Here is a 20,267-nt window from a genome sequence, read left to right on the forward strand (position 1 = left end):
GCTCAGCCCTCCCCGCGCAGGCGCTCGACCGCGGCGGCGACCGCCTGGATCGTGGAGTCGTCGTAGTAGACGTGGAGCGGCAGGTCGGCGCCCAGGCGCAGACGGACCCGTGAGGCGATCTGGGTGATGGTGAGCGAGTGCCCGCCCAGCTCGAACAGGTCCTCCTCAGGACCGACCTCCGCCACCCCCAGCACCTCGCACCAGATCTCGTGGAGCTCGGCGGCCACGCCGCTGTAGGTGACCGGTACCGCCGAGGCCGCTTTCGCCTCCCGCTCCCCTCCCGTGTCGAGGGCGGGTAGCGCGCTCCGGTCGAGCTTGCCGTTCGCGGTGAGCGGCAGCGGGGACAGGTGTACGAAGTCGCTCGGGACCATGTACGGCGGGAGCGTCCTCGCACAATGCTCCCGCAGGTCAGCGGGGACGGCCTCGGCCTCCAGATAGGCGACCAGCCGCCGCTCGCCCTTGTCGTCCTCCCTGGCGAGCACGGCCGCGCGGCGGATCTGAGAATGTTCGAGCAGCCGGGCCTCGATCTCGCCCGGCTCGATGCGATGGCCGCGGAGCTTGATCTGGTCGTCCAGTCTGCCGATGAACTCGATCAGGCCGTCGGCTCTCCTGAGCACCCGGTCGCCGGTGCGGTAGAGCCGTCCGGGGCCGAACGGATCGTCCGCGAACCGCTCCGCGGTCAGCTCGGGCCGGTTCCGGTAGCCGTCGGCGATGCCGTCGCCCGCGACGCACAGCTCACCCGGCACCCCGACGGGGAGCAGACCGAGCCGTTCGTCGAGCACGTGGACCCGAGTGTTGGCGAGCGGCTCGCCGATCGGCACCGTCGTGACAGGTTCGGTGATCTCCGCGCTCATCGACCAGATCGTCGTCTCGGTGGGACCGTAGACGTTGATCAGACGGCCGGTCCTGCGCAGGATCTCGCGAGCCAGCGGGGCGGGCAGTGCCTCCCCACCCGCCAGCGCCGTCACGTGCGGCAGGTCGAGCCCGGAGTCGAGCAGCATCCGCCAGCCGGACGGGGTGGCCTGCACGTGGGTCACCCCGCACCCGGCGATCCTGACGAGTTCGCGCCCGTCCCTGACGGCGTCGCCGGGGGCGATGATGACCCGGCCGCCGGTGATCAGCGGCAGGTAGAGCTCCAGCGCGGAGATGTCGAACGACAGCGAGGTCAGGGCGAGCCAGCCGTCCCCCCTGCGGGAACCGAGCCGGTCGCGCATGGCGAGCAGCAGGTTGGTCAGTGCCCGGTGCGGGATCTCCACGCCCTTCGGGCGTCCCGTGGAGCCGGAGGTGTAGATGACGTAGGCGAGATCCTCCGGCGATGGCCGGCCGAAACCGGCCGGCTCGGCCACCTCAACCGGGATGACCAGGTCTTCGAGGACAATGATGGGGAGCTCGAATCCGGCCAGCCGGTCTCGTGTCGCCGGATCGGTCAGGAGCAGTCCGGCGCCGGAGTCCTCCAGCACGAAACGGAGCCGCTCCTCGGGGTGTCCTGGATCGAGCGGCAGGTAGGCTCCCCCGGCTCGCGCCACGGCCAGCAGCCCGACCAGGGTCGCCTGCGAGCGCTCCGCGCAGATCGCCACCAGCCTCCCCCGGCCCACTCCCTCGGCGCGCAGCCGCAGGGCCAGGCGGTCGGTGGCCGCGCTGAGCTCCGCGTAGGTCATCGAGTCCGTGCCACACTCGACGGCCGTGGCGTCCGGGGTACGGGCCGCCTGCGCGGCCACCAGCTCGGGCAGGGTGAGCTCGGGGTAGTCGACCGATGTGTCGTTCCAGTCCGACAGCAGCAGCTCGGTCTCCTCGGCGCCGAGCAGCGGCAGCCCGGTCAGGGGCGCGTCCGGTTCGGCCGCCACCGCGGCGAGCAGCGTCCGCCAGTGGGCGGCGACCCGCTCGGCGTCGTCGCGGCCCATCGCCTCCGGGTTGTACTGGAGGGCGACACCGAAGCGGTCCGGCCCGTCCACGATGTGCATGCGCATGGCGCCGCGGACCGTGTGGTTGAAGAGTGCCCACTCCACATGGGCGTCCACGCCGAAGAAGGTGGGAGCGGCCTCGCGCCTGCGGTAGCCGAGCGAGACCGGCGCGAGCGAGACGCCGGGCCGTACGCCGCTGACCGCCCGTGACAGCGGCACCTCCCTGACCCGGTAGAGGCCACGCAGGTCGGAGCGGAGCCCGTGGACGAACCGCTGGTCGGCGACGAACCGGCGGAAACTCCAGTCCGGCTGGATCCTGGCCGTGACGGGCAATTCGTTGACGAAGGCGCCGAGGTGGTGGCGGGTCTCCGGCGATCGGGTCCCCAGATCGACCGCGACGGTCGGCTCGGCGTCGCCGTACCGGTACAGGAGCGCGTGCAGCGAGGCGAGCACGATCTCAAACCTGCTGGCACCGATCTCCTGCGACAACCGGGCCAGTGCCTGCCGTGCTTCCTCCGCCAGCGCGAACTCCACGGCCGCGCCCTCGGACGCGCCCCCTGCCGAGATGGCCGTCTCTCCCGACAGTCCCGGCAGGGTCACCTCTGCCGGCTGGCGCCACCGCGAGTGCCAGAACTCCCTGGCGAAGGAGAGCCCGGCTTCGACACGCCCGGCGTCCGGCTCCTCATGGTTCAGCTCGGGCAGGTCCGCGGCGGTTCCGGTGACCTCGGCCCGGTAGAGCTCGGCGAGGTCGCGCAGGAACACCGAGGTGGACTCGCCGTCGAAGACGATGTGGTGTGCCACGACCAGCAGCGTCGCCCTCCCCTCGCCCTCCCGGTACAGGACCGCCCGCGCCAGGGGTCCGGTGGACAGGTCGAAGGTGCGCAGGATCTCGGCCCGTACCGATTCCGCGAGCCGTTCCCGCGAGGTGTCCACCACCTGCAGTACGGGCTGGACCGCGGGTACCAGATAGGGCACGCCCTGCCGCTCCTCGACCGCGCGGGCCAGAACGGGATGGCGGGCGACGAGCCCTTTCCAGGCGGCGACCAGGGCAGCCTCGTCGAGGGGACCGTCGAAGGTGACGGAGAACGGCATCGTATAGACGGTTCCGATGCCGCCCAGTCGTTCGTTGAACCATATTCCCTGTTGGGCGAGCGAGGCCCGAACGGGTGTGGAGTCTATCTCGGACGTCACCGGCATCACTTCCGATCTCAGATGAGGGCTCGGCGAAGAGGGCTCATCAGGGGAGTCAAGGGGTCGATCAGGGAGCGAGGAGATCGCACAGGCGCTGGAACCCCCGGCCGAGGTCATCGGCGGCGGGCCCCGCGCAGACGCCGGACATGGATCCGTCCGGCTGTTCGACGAGGGTGAGGAACGGGCCGCCGTCGACGGGCGGAGCCACGGGCAGCGGGTACGGTTCGGCCTTCAGGCCGGGCAGGTACGGCTCAGGGCGGAAGCCTTCGAAACGGAACCGGCCGGCATGCTCCACCGCCTCCGGCACCGCTTCTGCGAGGCCGATCAGCGCAGCGGGATCGACGGGGTCGCCGGGGATCGTGATCCGGACGGGCACGTCCAGCGCGAGTGGGCCGACCAGCGTGGCGTGGGCGGGTTCCGAACGCCCCGGCTCGCGCACGAGCACCGTCGGCTCGGGCAGGCCGCCCCTCCGCGACAGCACGGCCGCCCAGCAGGCCAGGGCCACCTCGGCGGGCGCCACCCGGCGGGCCCGCGCCACCTGCCGCAGCCGCCCGGCCGTCTCGGGCGGCAGGCTGAAGCCGTATGCCCCGGAGACATCGGCAGGAGGGTGCGGGAGCGGCGACGGGAACCGAGCCGACGGGCCACCGGGGACCGGAGGACGGGTGGCGGCCCAGTCGGCGTAGCTCACGGTGGCCTGCGGGGCCGGCGCCGTACGCCCGGCGAGAGCCGCGGCGTAGGCGGTGCCGAGCTCGTACAGGACCGTCTCGAGTGACCAGTCGTCACAGGCCAGCGCGGAGGCGCAGAGCACCAGCAGGGACCCATCGGGGGTGAGATCGGTGAGGATCGTCCTGAGCAGCGGTCCCCTTTCGAGGTCGAACCCCCGGGACAGCTCGTACTCGACGGCGGCCTCCGCCGGGACGCGGACGAGTTCGGGCTCCGCCTCCGGCGCGATCTCGGCGACGCGGGTGCCGTCCAGCACGGGGAAGGTGAGCCTCAGTGCCTCGTGGGCGGCGGCGACCTCGCGGAGTGCCCTGCGCAGGAGCCCCGGGTCGACGGTGTCGCGCACCCGCATCGCCACCCGGACCGTCTCCCCGTGGGCCGGTGCTCCGGCCTGCCCCGCGGTCAGCGGGACCCGGCGGCCCCGCGCGGCGAACAGCTCGCGGACCTCGGACTTCAGGATCTTCCCGAGGTCGTTGCGGGGGAACTCCTCGACCGGCACGATCCTGGTCGGCAACTCTTGACGGGCCAGCCGCCCGGACAGGAAGTCGCGGATCTCGTCCATCGGCACCGAGTGCGCCAGCCGTACGGCGGCGGCGGGCAGCGCGCCCATCACGGGGTGGGGAACGCCGACGACGGCGGCCTCCGCCACTGCGGGGTGCTCATGCAGTACCGCCTCGATCCGCACGGTCGAGACCTTCAGGGCACCCGACTTGATGACGTCCGTCTCCCTGTCCGACAGGTAGAGGTAGCCGTCGGCGTCGAGGTGGCCGACATCACCCATCCGAACCCAGCCGTCGCGGAAGACCAGCGCGCTGCCCTCGGGGTCGCCCACGTAGGAGCGCGGCGGCGCCGGGGAGCGGAGCCAGACCTCACCCGTCTCACCCAGAGGCAGCCTCTCCCCGTTCTCACCGAGGACGCGCAGGTCATCGGAGTCGGTGGCGCGCCCCAGGGAGGTGGGCCTGGCGGGATCGACGATCATGGTGGTCTGGGCGGGGACCGCCTCGGTCGAGGTGTAGTAGTTGACCAGCGTCGCCCCGGGGAAGGCGACGGCCAGGTCCTGGGCGACGGAGGGGGGCAGCGCGGCGGCCGAGGAACTGAGCAGCAGCACCCCGGACAGGTCGTACCTGCGATGAGCGCCGGAACCGAGCAGTTCGATCGCCATGGACGGGACGAGGAAGACGGTGCCCGCACGGTGGGTCTCGATGAGGCGGCAGAACTCCTCGGGCTCGAATCCGGGGAGGGTGAGCGCGGCCGGGTGGGCGGTGAGGGCGTCCATCAGCATCATCTGCGCGGCGTTCGTCCCGATGGGAAAGGCGTGCAGGAAACGCTCGGAGTGCGCGTAGGCCCGGCGGCGAGGACGTAGCGGGCGGCCGTGGGTCAGGTTGGCGTGGGTGGCACCGACGCCCTTGGGGGTGTCGGTCGTGCCGGAGGTGTAGATGATCTGAGCGAGGTCGCCCGGCCGTACCTCGACGCCGTCGATCGGTGAGCCGTCGCCGTTGTCCGGCACCGGTGACCACCACCGGCCGGGATCCTTCTCGGCGAGTACGGGGGGCTGCCGCCCGTGCAGCACGCCCACGGCGGCGCAACGTCGCAGGCTGTCGCGTATCTCATGGCCGCCGAGGCGTGCGGAGAGCGGCACCGCCACGCCACCGACCTTGAGTACGGCGCAGAAGGCGACGGCGAAGGCGGGCCACTCGTCCCCGCCGAACAGCAGGCCGACGCGGTCTCCGGGACGGAGGCCGCGCGCGAGCAGACCACGGGCGGCGGCGTTGGAACGCCGTTCCCACTGACCGAAGGTCAGGTCGCCCGATCCGTCGGCGGGCTCACCGGCGACGAGGGCGGGGCGGTCGGGATCGGTCTCCGCCCGTGCCGCGAGCAGCCGGGGAACGGTGGGAGGAGCCGGGTCGTGCACACTCATGCCGACCTCCTGGGCGGGCGCGAGATCGATGGATCGAAAGAAAAAGAGGGAGATCCCGGACTGTGGGCGGTCCGGGTGGTGCACATGCCGGGAAGAGGGACCGGCGGTCGATGCCGGTCCCCACGCGGGGAAGGGAGGGGATGGATTCGAGCGAAGGGAAGGGGAGCGGGGAGGATCGAGGGATCAGGCCGTCACCGGATCACCTTGGGGCCGGATCCCGTCGATCCCCTGACGATGAACTCGGGCTGGAAGATCAGTTCGGAGTGCTGTCCTGGCGTGCCCGCGACGGCCTCCAGGAGGGTGTGCACGGCGGCGGTGACCATCGGCTGCACGGGCTGGCGCACGGTGGTGAGCGGCGGATCGGTGAACGCGATCAACGGCGAGTCGTCGAACCCCACCACCGACACCTCCCCCGGCACCGACAACCCCCGATCCCGGCACGCCCGGATCGCCCCCAACGCCATCAGATCCGACGCGCACACGATCCCCGTACACCCCCGCGCCAGCAACTGCGCCGCCGCCGCCTGACCACCCTCCACCGAGAACAACGAATGCGAGATCCACTCGTCGACCTCCGTCACCCCCAACAACTGCGACATCGCCTGCCGATACCCCTCGATCTTCCTGATCACCGGCACGAACCTGCCGGGGCCGACGGCCAGGCCGATGCGCTCATGCCCGAGGTCGGCCAGATGCTGCACGGCCAGCCGGGCCGCGGCCCGGTCGTCCGGGGAGATGAACGGGGCGGGCACGTCGGCGGCGTGTCCGTTGAGCAGGACGATCGGCACGCCCTGCCCGATCAGCTGGGTGTAGCGGTCCGAGCGCGCGGTGATGTCGGCGTGCAGTCCGGAGACGAAGATGATCCCGCTCACCCCGCGCTCCACGAGAACCTCGGTGAACTCGTCCTCGACCGCCCCGCCGGGCAGTTGGGTGCAGAGCACCGGGGTGTAGCCGTGCTGGGTGAGCGTCTTCTCGAAGGCCTGGGCGAAGGCGGGGAAGATCGGGTTGTCCAGCTCGGGGGTGACCAGGCCGATCAGCCCGTTGCTGCGCTGGCGCAGCCGCTGGGGGCGCTCGTACCCCATCAGGTCCAGAGCCGTCAGCACCGCCTGCCTGGTGAGGGCGGACACGCCCGGCTTGCCGTTGAGCACCCGGCTGACCGTGGCCTCGCTCACCCCGGCCTGCGCGGCGATGTCGGTCAGCCTGGCGGTTCCGTTGCCGGCGCCGAGTTGCCCGGTGCTATGCGACATCGGGTTCCCACCAGACGGCGGAGTCGGGGGCGAGCCGTACCACGCCGTCCTCGACGGCCGTCTCCGTGCTGGCCAGCAGGATCCGCCCGGGGGCGGGCAGTTCCACGGGCTCGCCGGTGAGGTTGAGCGTGCAGGCGAAGCCTTCGCCCCTGGAGAAGGCGAGGGTGCCCTCCGGGGAGTCGAGCCAGGTGAGCGGGGCGTCGTCGAAGGAGCGGCGCTCGCGTCTGATCCTCAGCGCCTCCCGGTAGAGGTTCAGCGTGGAGAGCGGGTCGTCGAGCTGGGAGGCGACGCTGAGCGGCCCCCAGGAGGGCGGCATGGGCAGCCAGGTCGCCTCGGCGCCGGGCAGGCTGAAGCCGAAGTGCGGCTCGTCGTCGGCCCACGGGAGCGGCACCCGGCAGCCGTCGCGGCCGTGGTCGGGGTTGCGCAGGCGCTGCGGGTCACGCTGGAACTCCTCCGGCAGGTCGAGGACCTCGGGCAGCCCGAGCTCCTCGCCCTGGTAGACGTAGGCCGAGCCGGGCAGGGAGAGCGTCAGCAGGGCGGCGGCGCGGGAGCGGCGCAGGCCGATCTCGCCGCCGCCGTACCTGGTGAGATGGCGTTTGACGTCGTGGTTGGAAAGCACCCAGGTGGACGGCGCGCCGACCATTCCCGCCGTCGTGAGCGACTCCTGGATGACCGCGCGGAACGGAGCGGCCTCCCAGGGAGTGACGAGGAAGTGGAAGTTGAACGCCTGGTGCATCTCGTCGGGGCGGACGTAGTTGGCCAGCCGCTGCGAGGACGGCGCCCACGCCTCGGCGACGCCGATCCGCTCTCCCGGGTAGGAGTCGAGCAGTTTGCGCCAGGCGCGATGGATCTCGTGCACGCCGTCCTGGTCGAAGAACGGCACCACCTCGGTGCCGATCATCCCGACCTGGTCGGCGTGGCCGACGTCGGGCAGGCCCTCGGCCTTGACCATGCCGTGGGCGACGTCGATACGGAAGCCGTCCACGCCCATGTCGAGCCAGAACCGCAGGATCGACTCGAACTCCGCGTGAACTTCGGGGTTCTCCCAGTTCAGGTCGGGCTGCTGCGGGGCGAACAGGTGAAGGTACCACTCGCCGTCGGGCAGCCGGGTCCACGCGGGGCCGCCGAAGACCGACTCCCAGTCGTTGGGCGGCAGTTCCCCGCCGACCCCCCGGCCCTCGCGGAAGATGTAGCGCTCACGCGCGGGGTCTCCCGGAGGCGCCGCCAGGGCCTCCAGGAACCACGCGTGCCGGTCGGAGGTGTGGTTGGGCACCACGTCCACGATGACCCGCAGGCCGTGCCGGTGCGCGTCGTCGATCAGTGCCCCGGCGTCGGCGAGCGACCCGAAGATCGGGTCGACGTCCCGGTAGTCGGCCACGTCGTAGCCGAAGTCGGCCATCGGCGAGGTGAAGAACGGGGTGAGCCAGATCGCGTCGACCCCGAGATCCGCCAGGTAGGGGAGCCTGCCGCGCACGCCGATCAGGTCTCCCACGCCGTCGCCGTTGCCGTCGGCGAAGCTGCGCACGTAGACCTGGTAGATCACCGCGTCGCGCCACCATCGGGTGACGGCCCCGGCAGCGAGGCCCGCCCGGACAAGCTCGGTCATATTAAATCCCCCGATCAGATGACATACCAGGATGTAGTAGCACGGTGGTGTTACGACTTCGTGGCGCCAGCGGTAAGTCCGGCGACCAGGTGCCGCTGGACGAGCAGGAAGACCACCGCCGCGGGCAACGCGATCAGCACCGCCGAGGCGGTGAGCAGGCCCCAATCGGCCCAGAACTGCCCGACGAACTGCTGCAGACCGGCGGCGAGGGTGCGCTTGTCGTCCCCCGTCATGAAGACCGAGGCGTAGGCGACCTCACCCCAGGCCGTCATGAAGGAGTAGAACGCGGTGACCGCGATGCTGGGCCGGGCCAGCGGCAGGATGACCCGCCAGAACACGCCGAACGGGGTCAGTCCGTCGATCATGCCGGCCTGGTCGATCTCGCGCGGGATGGAGTCGAAGTAGCCCTTCATCATCCACGCGCAGAACGGCACCGCCACGGTCATATAGGCGATGACCAGTCCCGGAATCTGGTTGAGCAGTCCGAGGCCCGCCATCAGGTTGTAGAGCGGCACGATCAGGATCGCCACCGGGAACATCTGGGTGATCAGCAGCATCCACATGACACCGCGGTAGCCGGGAAAACGGAAGCGGCTGATGGCATACCCGGTCGTGGAAGCCAGGAAAACACCGATGATCGTGGTCAGTCCCGCGATGATCACGGAGTTGAGCAACCAGGTCGGGAACTGTGTCTCGGTCAGCACGCGGACGTAGTTGTCCAGCGAGGAGTCGTCGAAGAACTTCAGTTCGCTGGAGAGCCAGCCGTCGCGTGGCTTGAGCGAGGTCAAGATCAGCCACACGATGGGGAACAGCGAGATGACGGACGCGATGATCAGCGTCCCGTGCAAAAGGATCGAGCTGCCGATGCCGCGATCCTCGCGGCCGCGGGCGCGCCCGCGCCTCGCGGAACCTGCCGTGACGGTGCTCACCAGACCTCCCCTTGCTTGCGCAGCGCGCGGCGGTAGACCAGGGCCATCACGACGAGAAGCAGAAGGATGATCACTCCCCATGCCGCCGAACCCGAGTAGTTGCGGATGCCGGTGAATGCCTCACGGTAAGCGTAGGTCACCAGGATCTCCGTGGAACTGCCCGGACCTCCGCCTGTGATCAGGAAGATCAACGGGAACATGTTGAACGTCCAGATCGTGCCCAGCAGGACGATGGTGCTGGAGACGGTTCGCAGGCCGGGGACCGTGATGTGGCGGAAGCGCTGCCACGGCGTGGCACCGTCCACCTCGGCCGCCTCATAAAGCTCACCGGGGATCGACTGGAGCCCGCCCAGCAGGGCCACCATCATGAACGGCACGCCTACCCAGACGTTGACCGCGATGACCGCGATCTTCGCCGTGGTCGGGTCGTCGAGCCAGCCGACCGCGCCCAGGCCCGTGGCCTTCAGCATCGCGTTGATGACGCCGAAGTCGCTGTTGTAGAGGTAGCGCCAGATGAAGGCGGCGACGAAGGGAGGGATCGCCCACGGCAGGATCAGCATCAACCGGTAGGCCGAGCGGAAGCGCAACTTCCGGTTGAGCAGCAGGGCCAGACCGAGGCCGAGGCCGTAGTGCAGCCCGACACAGGCGACGGTCCAGATGACCGTCCAGGTCAGCTTGTCCCAGAACAAGCCACCGGTGAGGATGTCGAGGTAGTTGCCGATCCCGATGAACTCGTAGGTCGAGGGGATGACGTTGACGCCGATCGTCCGCCCCATGGTGGCCTCGGTGGCGTCGGTCAGGGACAGATACACACCCCGGACCAGCGGCCAGCCGATCAGGATGGCGGTGACCACGACAACCGGGGCCACCATGGCCCAGGCGTACCAGTACTGCGACATCGACCGCCGGATCGGGCCGACCTTCTTGGGGCGGCCCCGGCCGCGGGCGCCGTCAGCGGCGCCCGCGGCCCGGTCCCTGGCCGTGCCGGTTACACGTCCAGTGGAAGTCGCCACGGATCAGCTCCAGTCCTTGAAGATGCCGCGATACTTCTCGTCCACCGTCTTGACCATGTCCTCGGGTGAGGTCTTACCGCCGACCAGGGACTGGTAGCTCTCCAGGAGCGGCTGGAAGAGCTGGCCTCCCTCGGGAATCCACGGACGCGCGACCGCGGTGTCGATGATCGGCTTGAAGGTGGCGACGTCCTTGTTGCCCTGGACGTCGGGGTTGTCGTAGGCGGAGGTACGGGTCGGCAGGAGACCGATCTCCTTGGCAATCTTGGCCTGGGCCTCGGGGGTGCTCATGAAACGGACGAACTCATAGGAGGCGTCCAGGTTCTTGGAGCCGGCGTAGATGGCGTAGTTCCAGCCGCCGGTGGGCGCGCCCGCCTTGACCGACCCCGCGGGGACGGGGGCGATACCGAGGTTCTCCTTGTCCGCGAACTCCTTGCCCTGGTAGACCTCCGCCAGCGCCCAGGGGCCGTTGTAGATCATCGCGGCCTTGCCGTCCTTGAGGGCGGTCATCGCGTTGGCGTAGCTGTCCTGGATGGCGGGCTTGGGCGCGGCCCCGGAGGTGATCAGGTCAGCGACCGAGGCCATGGCCTTCGCGTTCGCCGGGGAGTTGACGGTGATCTTCTTGTTCTGCACGTCGAGGAGGTCGCCGCCCTCGCCGTAGATGAAGGGCAGCAGGAAGTAGGCGTCGACGTTGAGCGCGAGGCCGTTGACGCCGGTCTTCTCCTTGACGTCGAGCGAGGCCTTCTTCAGCTCCTCGACCGTGGTGGGCGCCTTGTCCCAGCCGGCCTCCTTGAGCAGCCTCTTGTTGTACAGCAGCGCCAGGGTGTCGGTGACCTGCGGCACCGCGTAGGACTTGCCGTCGTACTTGGTACTGCTCAGCGGGCTGGCAAGGAAGTCGGACTCGTTCTCCACCGCGCGCGTGCCGTCCAGCGGCTGGAGGTAGCCGAGGGAGGCGAACTGGGAGGTCCAGGCGACCTCGGAGCGGACCACGTCGGGCGCCCCGGTACCGGCCTGCGCCGCGGTCTGGAATTTATTCTGCGCCTGGTCCGAGGGGACGTTGACGTAGTTGACCTTGATGTTGGGGTACTTCGCCTGGAACTCCTTGATGAGCGCCTGGAACGTCGGGCCCTCGCTGTCGGGCCTGACGGTGTCCCACCAGGTGATCTCACCGGTGATCTTCGACGGATCCGTCGCCGCGGGCTGGGCGGGGGCCGCCGTGCCGGCGTCACCGCCACCGCAGGCGGAGACCGCCAGGGCGAGGGCCGCGACAATCGTCGCGGCCGAGAAGGCTCGCCGCATGTTCTTCTCCTCGTGTTCAAGGGACGACCGGGACCGAAGAGCCGCCCGGCCGGGTCTGGAGTAAGCCGGACGTTACGCCTACGTGAACCCCATTGGAAGAAGTTTCTGCAAGAGTCTGCAAAGTCGTTACAAAGCCACCCCAAACCCAAGGAGCCAGGCCTTCCTCTGACGGGATTTCAAGTGGCGATATTCACCACTTAAGAGCTGAAAATCCCTTTTGTCGCGTTTTTTCCCCACGACCACCCCCCTCCTGGAGGCCTGAGAATTGCCAGGATTCAGAAATTTGCCGCAAGGGATTGCATAGAACACCGCTAGTGAGTAATTTCCGGGCAATACTCTCGAAACAACTCCCGTGGAGGCCCACCGTGGTCTGGCCGCTCCCCCCACGGCGCGCGAGAACGACCCTCCTGACGGGCGCCGCGCTCGCGGTAGCCCTGATCGCCACCCATCTCGCCGCCACCCCGCCCCCCGCCGCCGCGTCCACCTCCCTCGCGTCCGCGCCCCTCGCCGCACCGGTCCTCGCAGCGCCCTCCGCAGCGCCATCCCCAGGGCCCTCCGGCGCGTCCGCACGGGCGTCCGGCGATCCCGTGGTGTCCGCGCTCAGCCGCACCGCCGAACCCTCCGACAGGGATCTCGCCCGCGACGCGCTCCGCGCCGACCTGAGCCGCGAGCGCTTCTACTTCGCGATGACCGACCGGTTCGCCAACGGCGACACCCGCAACGACCGGGGCGGCCTGTCCGGCGACCGGCTCACCACCGGCTTCGACCCCACGCACAAGGGCTTCTACCAGGGCGGCGACCTCAAGGGCCTGCTCGGCAAGCTCGACTACGTCAAGAACCTGGGCAGCACCGCGATCTGGATCACCCCGGCGTTCGTGAACCGTCCCGTGCAGGGCACCGGCGCCAACGTCTCGGCCGGCTACCACGGCTACTGGATCACCGACTTCACCAGGATCGACCCGCACCTGGGGACCAACGCCCAGATGAAGGAGCTGGTGCGCGAGGCACATCGGCGCGGGATGAAGGTCTTCTTCGACATCATCACCAACCACACGGCCGACGTGGTCGACTACGCGGAGAAGACCTACTCGTATCGCTCCAAGGGCGCCTACCCCTACGTCGACACCCGCGGCACGCCGTTCGACGACCGCGACCACGCGGGCAAGGACACCTTCCCCAAGGTGGACGCCGACTCGTTCCCGTACACGCCGGTCGCGCCGAAGAACGCCAAGACCCCGTCCTGGCTGAACGACCCGACGATGTACCACAACCGGGGCGACTCCACCTTCAGCGGCGGTGAGAACGACGAGTACGGCGACTTCTTCGGCCTCGACGACCTGTGGACCGAGCGCCCGGAGGTCGTCAAAGGGATGATCGACATCTACAGGACGTGGGTGCGCGAGACCGGCCTCGACGGCTTCCGCATCGACACCGCCAAGCACGTGAACATGGAGTTCTGGGAGAGGTTCTCCCCCGCCCTGCGCGGCTACGCGGCCCAGCAGGGCAACAAGCGGTTCTTCATGTTCGGCGAGGTCTACTCCGGCGAGCCCTCCTTCACCAGCCGATACTCCACCCGGGGCGGTATGAACGCCACCCTGGACTTCCCGTTCCAGGAGGCCGCCCGTTCCTTCAGCGGCGGCACGGCGGACGCGTCCAGGCTGGCACGGCTGTACGCGGAAGACGACTATCACACCGACGCCGACAGTAACGCCTCGTCGCTGCCGACCTTCCTCGGCAACCACGACATGGGCCGCATCGGCCGTTTCATCTCCCAGGACAATCCCGGTGCCCCCGACTCCGAGCTGCTGCGCAGGTCGCTGCTCGCCCACGAGCTGATGTATCTCACCCGCGGCCAGCCTGTCGTCTACTACGGCGACGAGCAGGGCTTCACCGGCAAGGGCGGCGACCAGGACGCCCGCGCGTCCATGTTCGCCTCCAGGACCGAGAGCTACCTGAGCGACGACCTGATCGGCACCGACTCCACCCACGCCAGGGACAACTTCGTCCCCTCCCACCCGCTCTACCGGGGAATCTCCGCCCTGGCCGCGCTGCGCGACGCCCACCCGGCCCTCGCCGACGGCGCCCAGATCGAGCGGCTCGTCTCCGACGGCGTCTACGCCTTCTCCAGGATCGACGCCGCGCGACAGATCGAGTATCTGGTGGCGGTCAACAACGCCGAGCGGCCCGCGACCGTGAGCGCGCCCACCTTCTCGGCGGGCGCGGCCTTCACCAGGGTGTACGGCGAGGGTGCCGCCACGCTCACCACCGGCGCGGACACGAAGCTGGCGCTCACCGTCCCCGCCCTGTCGGCGGTGGTCTACAAGGCGCCCGCCAAACTCGCCGCCCCGGCCACGGCCCCGGCCGTCTCCATCTCCCTGCCGGGGGCCGAGATCAGGGGCACCGCCGAGGACGGCCGGATCCCGGTCGTCGCGACCGTGCCGGGCACCGGCTTCGACCAGGTCACCTTCGCCGCCAAGGTGGGCGAGGGCCCCTGGCGGGCGATCGGCACCGACGACGCGCCGAACACCTCCCCCGCGGGCCGTACCTTCCGGGTCTTCCACGACCTGCGCGGTATCGCGGCGGGTACGAAGATCTCCTACAAAGCGGTGGTGAAGGACTCCGCGGGCCGCTTCGCCTCGGCGAGCGCGGCGGCGACCGTCGGCGCCGCGCCCGCCCCCGAGGAGCCGGGCGCGGTCAAGCGCGACTGGCTGGTCGTGCACTACCAGCGCGAGAACTACGACGGCTGGGGCCTGCATGTCTGGGGCGACGTCGAGAATCCCACGGAATGGGCCGAGCCCCTCCGGCTCACCGGCGAGGACGCCTATGGCCGTTTCGCCTGGATCAAGCTCAAGCCCGGCGCGTCCAACGTCGGGATCATCGCCCACAAGGGTGACGAGAAGGACGGCGGCGACCGGGTCGTCAACCCCGCCAGGAACGGCGAGGTCTGGCTCGCGGAGGGGAAGGCGGAGACGCACCTGTCCCGCGCGGCCGCCCAGGGCTACGCGACGATCCGCTACAACCGGCCGGACAAGAACTACGACGGCTGGGGTCTGCATCTGTGGGGTGACGGACTCGCCGACGGAGTGCCCACCGAGTGGGCCACCCCGCGCCCGCCGGACGGCACCGACTCCTACGGCGCGTTCTGGAAGGTCCCGCTGAAGGACGCCTCGACACCGGTGAACTTCATCATCCACAAGGGCGACACCAAGGACCCCGGCCCCGACCAGTCGTTCACCCCGGCACTCCAACCGGAGGCCAACGTCGTCTCGGGCGTGGCGAAGACCCACCCGACCCGGGCCGCGGCCGAGAACGTGGCGATCCTGCGTTACCACCGCCCCGACGGGAAGTACGAAGGCTGGGGACTACACCTGTGGGGTGACGTGGCCCAGCCCACCGAGTGGGCCACCCCACTTCAGCCCGCGGGCGAAGACGCCTTCGGTGTCTACTTCCGCGTCCCCCTGACCGAGGGGGCCAAGAACGTGAACTACATCATCCACAAAGGTGACGAGAAAGACCTCCCCGACAACCAAACGCTGGACCTGACCGCGACCGGCCACGAAGCCTGGCGGATCGCGGCCACCGAGGGTTACCTGCTGCCCCAGCCGGCGGCCCGTGGCGCGGACGCCGACCTGTCGAAGTCCTCGGCGCACTGGATCGACCGCGGTACCGTCGCCTGGAAGGTCGAGCCGTCGTCCTCGCTCCGGCACTCGCTGGCCTTCTCCGAGAAAGGCGACATCACCTACGACAAGGGCGACCTGACCGGCGACCTCCGGATCATCCGCCTCCTTCCCGGAGTGCTCACCGAGGCGCAGAGAGCGAAGTGGCCGCACCTGGCCGGGCACGCCGCGTTCACGATCGATCCGCGTGACGCCGACCTTGTCAAGAAGGCGCTGCGCGGACAGGTCGTGGCCGTCGAGCGCGACGCCTCGGGCACGCTGCTGGCCGCCACCGGCGTGCAGTTGCCCGGCGTACTCGACGACCTGTACGCCAAGGCGGCGACCGCCGGCCTCGGCTCCTCCTGGAACGGCGGGACGCCCGGCCTGTCGGTCTGGGCGCCGACGGCGGGCAAGGTCGAACTGGCGCTCTACCGCACCCCCTCCGGCGGCGACCGCACCGTCCACGCCATGCGGCGCGACGACGGCACCGGCATCTGGTCGGTCCGCGGGCAACCGAGCTGGAAGAACCGCTACTACACCTTCCTGGTCACTGTCTACGTTCCCGCCGAGGGCAAGGTCGTCGTCAACGAGGTGACCGACCCCTACAGCCTGTCGCTGGCCGCCGGGTCGGGCCGCAGCCAGCTCGTCGACCTGTCCGACCGTTCCCTGCGGCCCGACGGCTGGTCGTCCCTCGCCAAGCCCGCGGCGGTGCCGCAGGAGAAGGCGTCGATCTACGAACTGCACGTGCGTGACTTCTCCGCCTCCGACGCCACGGTCCCCGCCTCCAGACGCGGCACCTACTCGGCCCTCACCGGCGACTCGGCGGGGATGAAGGAACTGCGCGGGCTGGCCAGGGACGGCCTGACCCACGTGCATCTGCTTCCCGTCTTCGACATCGCGACGGTCCCCGAGCGCAGGGCGGAGCGGACCGAACCCGACTGCGACCTGGCCTCGATGCCCCCCGACTCCGAGGAGCAGCAGGCCTGCGTCGCGCGCACCGCGGCGAAAGACTCCTTCAACTGGGGCTACGACCCGCTGCACTACACGGTGCCCGAAGGCTCCTACGCCGCCGACCCCGAGGGGACCTCGCGGATCAGGGAGTTCCGGAGCATGGTCGGCGGACTGAACGGGGCGGGACTGCGAGTGGTGATGGACGTGGTCTACAACCACACCCACGCCGCCGGCCAGGACTCCACCTCGGTGCTCGACCGGATCGTGCCCGGCTACTACCACCGGTTGCTCGACGACGGCACCGTGGCCACCTCCACCTGCTGCGCCAACACCGCCCCCGAGCACGCCATGATGGGCAGGCTCGTCGTCGACTCCGTCGTCACCTGGGCCCGCGAGTACAAGGTGGACGGCTTCAGGTTCGACCTGATGGGCCATCACCCCAAGGCGAACATGCTCGCGGTCCGCGCCGCCCTGGACAGGTTGAGCGTGGCCCACGACGGCGTGGACGGGAAGTCGATCATCCTGTACGGCGAGGGCTGGAACTTCGGCGAGGTCGCCGACAACGCCCGCTTCGAGCAGGCCACCCAGGCCAACATGGCGGGCACCGGGATCGGTACCTTCAGCGACCGGCTCCGTGACGCGGTCCGCGGCGGCAGCCCGTTCGACCCCGATCCGCGAATCCAGGGTTTCGGCTCGGGCCTGGCCGGGGCACCCAACGGGTCGCTCGCCAACGGCGACGAGGCGCAGCAGCGGGCCCGGCTGTTCGGCTACCAGGACCTGATCAAGGTCGGGCTCGCCGGTAACCTTCGTGACTACACTTTCACCGCCTCGAACGGCAAGGAGGTCAAGGGCTCGCAGGTCGACTACAACGGCTCCCCCGCCGGATACACCGCCTCGCCGGGCGAGGTCGTCACCTACGTCGATGCCCACGACAACGAGACGCTGTTCGACGCGCTGGCCTACAAGCTTCCGCAGACCACCACCATGGTCGACCGGGTGCGCATGCAGTCGCTCTCGCTGGCCACGGCCGTGCTCGGGCAGGGCACCTCGTTCGTGCACGCCGGCAGCGAGCGGCTCCGTTCCAAGTCGCTGGACCGCAACTCCTACGACTCCGGCGACTGGTTCAACCGTCTGCTCTGGGACTGCTCCGCGGGCAACGGCTTCGGCGCGGGCCTCCCCCCAAAGGCCGACAACGAGGACAAGTGGCAGTACGCCAAACCGCTGCTCGCCGACCCGGCGCTGAAGCCGGACTGCGCGGCGATCGGCACGGCCCGTGCCCGTTACGGCGACCTGCTGAAAATCCGCTCGTCGTCCCCGGTCTTCGCCCTCGGCAGCCTGGCCGAGGTGCAGAAGCGCCTCACCTTCCCGACCAGCGGCGTCTCGGAGATTCCGGGCGTCGTGACCATGCACCTGGACGCTTCGGGGATCGACCCCCGCTGGAAGTCGGTCACCGTCGTCTTCAACGCGACCCCCGAGGCGCGGGCGCAGACCGTCGCCGCGCTGAAGGGCACCCAGGTGACGCTCCACCCCGTCCAGACGGCCGGCGACGACGCCGTCGTGAAGCAGTCGACGTTCGATTCCGCCACGGGCACGCTGACGGTCCCGGCACGCACGGTCGCCGTCTTCGTCCAGCCCTGACCCCACATACCCCGGAAAGACGGCCGGGCCGGGTGTTGCAGCACCCGGCCCGGCCAGGGAACCCGTCCATCGATCCTGGAGGACCCACTCATGAAACCCTACAGAGCCATGGTTGCCACAGCGTTAAGCGCGCTGGCAGCCGCCACGGTCGTGGTGCCCGTCGCGCTGAGCGCCCCTGCCCAGGCTGCGCCACCCACCCCAGGCCCGATCGTCAAGCTGTGGAACTGGAACTGGAACTCCGTCGCCAGGGAGTGCACCGACGTCCTCGGCCCCGCCGGGTACGGCGCCGTACAGGTCTCCCCTCCGAGCGACTCGATGTCCAAGGGCGGGTCGGTCTGGTGGGACATCTACCAGCCCGCCCGCTACACACTCACCAGCAAGTTCGGTGACGAGAACGCGTTCAAGAACATGATCAACGCCTGCCACGCGGCGGGCGTCAAGGTCCACACCGACGCCGTCATCAACCACATGACCGGCCAGGGCAGCACCAGCTACGGTGGCTACAGCTTCGGCAAGTACAACTATCCAGGCCTCTACTCGTCCGCCGACTTCCACTCCCCCACCTGCGGGATCAACAGCTCCGACTACAAGAACGACGGCTGGCGGGTACAGAACTGCGAGCTCGTCGGCCTGTCCGACCTCAACACCGGCTCCGAGTACGTTCGCAACCAGATCGCCGGCTACCTCAACAACCTGACCTCCCTGGGCGTGGACGGCTTCCGCATCGACGCCGCCAAGCACATCAACCCGAGCGACCTGGCCGCGATCAAGGGCAAGCTGACCGGCTCGCCCTACATTCACCAGGAGGTCATCGAGGGCGATCAGGAGGCGATCACGCCGAGCCAGTACACCGGGATCGGCGACGTGCACGAGTTCGTGTACGGGCGCAAACTCAAGGAGCAGTTCGGCGGCGGCCAGATCAAGAACCTGCAGTCGTTCGGGCAGAGCTGGGGTCTGTCGGTGCCCAGCGACAAGGCCGTGGTCTTCATCGACAACCACGACACCGAGCGTAACGGCTCGACCATGAACTACAAGTACGGCGACGCCTACAAGCTGGCCAACGTCTTCATGCTCGCCTGGCCGTACGGTACGCAGCGCGTTTACTCCGGATTCACCTGGAGCGACGCCGAGGGCGGTCCGCCCTCGGCGGGCGGCGGCTTCGTCACCGACGCCAACTGCGGCAACGGCCAGTGGACCTGCTTCCACCGCCAGATGAGCGGGATGGTCGGCTTCAACCGCGCCGTAGCCGGCACCTCGGTCGGCAACTGGTACGACAACGGCAACAACGTGATCGCCTTCAGCCGCGGCGACAAGGGCTGGGTCGCGATCAACAACGAGGGCGGGAGCGTCACCCGTACCTTCTCCACCGGCCTGCCCGCCGGAACCTACGCCAACGACGTGGGCGGCGGCACGGTGACCGTCGGCTCGAACGGCTCCGCCTCAGTGACCGTCCCCGGCAAGAGCGCGGTCGCCATCCACGTGGGCGGCGTACGGCCCACCGACCCGCCGCCCGGTGAGGCGACCGTCTACTACTCCACCACCTGGACGGCCGCCAACATCCACTACCAGCCCACCGGCGGCGCCTGGACCACCGTCCCCGGCACCCCCATGAACGAGACCGCCTGCACCGGCTGGAAAAAGAAGACCATCGACCTCGGCACCGCCACCGGACTCAAAGCCGCCTTCAACAACGGAAACGGCACCTGGGACAACAACAACGGCACCGACTACACCATCGGCCGCGGTGTGAGCACGATCAAGAACGGCGTCGTGACCGCCAACGCCACCTCCCCCTGCGGCCCCGAACCCAGCCCCACCCCGACGGTGAACCCCGGTAAGGTCGCCATCTCCTTCAACGCGAACGTGACGACCTCCTACGGCCAGAACGTCTTCGTGGTCGGCAACATCGCCGAACTGGGCGCCTGGAACCCCGCCAACGCGGTGGCGCTCTCCTCGGCCGACTACCCGGTCTGGAAGGTCACGGCCAATCTGCCGGCCAACACCGCGGTCTCCTACAAGTACATCAGGAAGAATCCCAACGGCTCGGTGACGTGGGAGAGCGACCCCAACCGGTCCTTCACCACCCCGGCGAGCGGCACCGCGACGCGCGACGACGCCTGGCGCTGACCTTCGGGCCGCCCCGGCCCACCCCCTCCCGGGCGTCCACCGGCGCCCGGGTTCCCCCTTCACCTCGCACAGAG

The 20,267-nt window shown here is 69.6% G+C and carries 9 protein-coding genes; 2 read left to right on the plus strand and 7 right to left on the minus strand.

Annotation, left to right across the window (positions count from 1 at the left end):
• Nucleotides 1-2: 2 nt before the first annotated feature.
• From AB0B96_RS06860 to AB0B96_RS06890, 7 genes are all read right to left on the minus strand, one after another.
• Nucleotides 3-3,098: an amino acid adenylation domain-containing protein gene (locus tag AB0B96_RS06860; protein ID WP_362896958.1), complete on the minus strand. Its 3,096-nt coding sequence runs from the start codon at nt 3,096-3,098 to the stop codon at nt 3-5.
• A 61-nt stretch (nt 3,099-3,159) separates the two neighbouring features.
• Nucleotides 3,160-5,730 carry an AMP-binding protein gene (locus AB0B96_RS06865; protein WP_362896959.1) on the minus strand — a complete coding sequence of 857 codons (2,571 nt, stop codon included), beginning with the start codon at nt 5,728-5,730 and terminating at the stop codon, nt 3,160-3,162.
• Between the two features lie 191 nt (nt 5,731-5,921).
• Nucleotides 5,922-6,977, minus strand: a complete 1,056-nt coding sequence (locus tag AB0B96_RS06870) for a LacI family DNA-binding transcriptional regulator (RefSeq protein ID WP_362896960.1) — start codon at nt 6,975-6,977, stop codon at nt 5,922-5,924.
• Complete coding sequence (locus AB0B96_RS06875; RefSeq protein ID WP_362896961.1) at nt 6,967-8,583, minus strand: glycoside hydrolase family 13 protein; 1,617 nt, start codon at nt 8,581-8,583, stop codon at nt 6,967-6,969. The genes AB0B96_RS06870 and AB0B96_RS06875 overlap by 11 nt, the downstream gene beginning before the upstream one ends.
• Nucleotides 8,584-8,633: 50 nt before the next feature.
• The gene (locus AB0B96_RS06880) at nt 8,634-9,512 is read right to left on the minus strand and encodes a carbohydrate ABC transporter permease (RefSeq protein ID WP_362896962.1); all 879 of its coding nucleotides are present in this window, start codon (nt 9,510-9,512) and stop codon (nt 8,634-8,636) included.
• Nucleotides 9,509-10,525 (minus strand): sugar ABC transporter permease, encoded by a 1,017-nt coding sequence (locus AB0B96_RS06885; protein ID WP_362896963.1) that lies wholly within the window; start codon nt 10,523-10,525, stop codon nt 9,509-9,511. The genes AB0B96_RS06880 and AB0B96_RS06885 overlap by 4 nt, the downstream gene beginning before the upstream one ends.
• Before the next feature lie 3 nt (nt 10,526-10,528).
• Entirely contained in the window at nt 10,529-11,821 is a 1,293-nt protein-coding gene (locus AB0B96_RS06890) for an extracellular solute-binding protein (protein WP_362896964.1), read from the minus strand.
• A 365-nt stretch (nt 11,822-12,186) separates the two neighbouring features.
• On the opposite strand from AB0B96_RS06890, the gene pulA reads away from it, so the two are divergent.
• Nucleotides 12,187-18,066 carry a pullulanase-type alpha-1,6-glucosidase gene (gene pulA / locus AB0B96_RS06895; protein WP_362896965.1) on the plus strand — a complete coding sequence of 1,960 codons (5,880 nt, stop codon included), beginning with the start codon at nt 12,187-12,189 and terminating at the stop codon, nt 18,064-18,066.
• Between the two features lie 90 nt (nt 18,067-18,156).
• On the plus strand, nt 18,157-20,193 hold the full coding sequence (locus tag AB0B96_RS06900) for a carbohydrate-binding module family 20 domain-containing protein (protein ID WP_362896966.1): 2,037 nt from the start codon (nt 18,157-18,159) through the stop codon (nt 20,191-20,193).
• Nucleotides 20,194-20,267 lie beyond the last annotated feature (74 nt).

This window comes from Streptosporangium sp. NPDC049046 (assembly GCF_040649155.1).
Taxonomy (GTDB): domain Bacteria; phylum Actinomycetota; class Actinomycetes; order Streptosporangiales; family Streptosporangiaceae; genus Streptosporangium.